Source organism: Companilactobacillus mishanensis (assembly GCF_003946505.1).
GTDB classification, from domain to species: Bacteria; Bacillota; Bacilli; order Lactobacillales; family Lactobacillaceae; genus Companilactobacillus; species Companilactobacillus mishanensis.
Genome location: NZ_RHON01000026.1, coordinates 1 through 1,676, shown reverse-complemented (window position 1 = coordinate 1,676; position 1,676 = coordinate 1). Strand labels below are relative to the sequence as shown.

General features: G+C 36.9%; 1 protein-coding gene. It reads left to right on the top strand.

Annotation, left to right across the window (positions count from 1 at the left end; all coding sequences use genetic code 11):
- Nucleotides 1-303: 303 nt before the first annotated feature.
- Nucleotides 304-1,536, top strand: coding sequence for an IS110 family RNA-guided transposase (locus EKM63_RS11235; RefSeq protein WP_125706637.1), 1,233 nt, complete (start codon nucleotides 304-306; stop codon nucleotides 1,534-1,536).
- Nucleotides 1,537-1,676: the final 140 nt, after the last annotated feature.

The following is a 1,676-nucleotide window of genomic DNA, read 5'->3' as shown; positions in this document are numbered from 1 at the left end:
GTAATCATAACTGGGCACTACATGATAACCTCTAATTGTCATTGGCTTTGGTCAACTGGTATAGGCTTGTTCCAGGTGTAGCTAGACTACGTTTTTTAGACTGCCACCCAGACAATCATTTCAATTTCGAACCACATGCTGTTTCGATCATTGTTTTTACTATCTTTGTAGGAATAGCGCAGCTTTTAAACAATGACCAATGAATTCTTATATGCAAGCAAGAGATCAGTGATTGTAATTAGGGGCTATCATGCAGTGCCCAATTTTATGCCAGATAAATAATATAGAAAGGAGGCCTTTCCAATGAAGTTATTTGTAGGAATTGATATTAGTTCGAAATCGTTAGACGTGTCATTTGAGACATCTGAGTCTGATGGTGAGATTAAACGAGGTGAGTATGACAATGATATTGTCGGTGCTACTAAATTGAAACAGGATATTTTATCGATTATAAAGGATACCGACATAGGTAAAGTTGTTGTTGGTATGGAATCAACTTCCATTTATAGCTATCACCCTGCATACTTCTTTGAGACTGATGAGGACCTTCAAAAGCTCGACATAGAAACAGTCGTAATCAATCCTAAAGAATCAAAAAGATATAAGGATATCTTTGAAGAAAGTAAAACGGATGCCATCGACGCTTACTACATCGCTGACTATCTCCGTTCAGGACACTATAGTACTTCAATTGTTAGACAAGAAAAATACATAGCTCTTCAAAGATTAACTAGGTCTAGATATCAAGTTGTAAAGGATCTAGGACGTGCAAAACAACACTTCATTCAGAATTTATATTATAGAGTTAATAAATTGGCAACATCAGACTTCAAGGGTGATGTCTTTGGGGCGTCAATGATGTCCCTTTTAACAGATGAAATAACCCCAGATGAAATAGCTGATCTTCCACTAGAAGAGTTATCCGAATACTTGAATAAACACGGTCACGGCGGTTTTAAAGATCCGGATAAAACCGCTAAAACTATTCAATTATCCATAAAGAGGTCGTACAAGTTAGAGAGAAATATTAAAAACTCAGTAGATGTTGTACTAGCGCTTTACGCTGGTGAAATCAGGAGTTTTGAAAAGGTAAAGAAAACCATTGAAAAAGAGATTGCCAGAGTAGTAAAAGGTATTCCAGAGGCAAAGATTCTGGAATCAATTCCAGGAGTTGGACCCGTTTATACAGCGGGAATACTTGCCGAAGTGGGACAAATAGAACGATTTGAAAATGAAGCAAAGCTTGCGAAATATACAGGGTTATCGTGGAAACAACGTCAGTCAGGGGATTTTAAAGGGGCTATGACCCCTAGAATCCACTCAGGGAATCAATATCTTAGATACTATGTAGTTGAAGCTGCCAACTCAATAGTACATAGAGATCCCGTGTTCAAAGCGTATTACGATAAAAAACTCAGTGAAGTCACGAGAACCCCAACTAAGAGAGCTAAAGTGCTTTCAGCACGAAAATTAATAAGAGTGATTTATTACCTACTAAGAAATCACCAAATCTATAAAGCGGAAGAAGTGGTATAGAGATAATAATGATTCAGCACCTAATGTAACGAATTAGTTTTTTAAAAAGCTTAAATCATAAGCTTATTTAAGTGTGCCCAAAATCGTTCATATTTTGAATAGAAAAAAAGACATGGGCCTTGACCTAAGACCACATGTCT